1 pseudogene is annotated in these 234 nt (G+C 63.2%); it reads left to right on the forward strand.

Annotation, left to right across the window (positions count from 1 at the left end):
• A pseudogene (glyA, locus tag ACYP33_RS34910) lies at window positions 1-234 on the forward strand (serine hydroxymethyltransferase); the annotation flags it as partial.

Below are 234 nucleotides of genomic sequence, written 5' to 3' on the forward strand. Positions count from 1 at the left end.
TGTATCCGAACCCGGTGCCGCACGCCGATTTCGTGACCACGACGACGCACAAGAGCCTGCGCGGCCCGCGCGGCGGCGTGATCCTGATGAAGGCTGAGTTCGAGAAGCAGATCAACTCGGCGATCTTCCCGGGCATTCAAGGCGGCCCGCTGATGCACGTGATCGCGGCGAAGGCGGTGGCGTTCAAGGAAGCCGGTTCGGCGGAATTCAAGACGTATCAGCAGCAAGTGGTGG

The organism is Burkholderia sp. 3C (genome assembly GCF_054589155.1).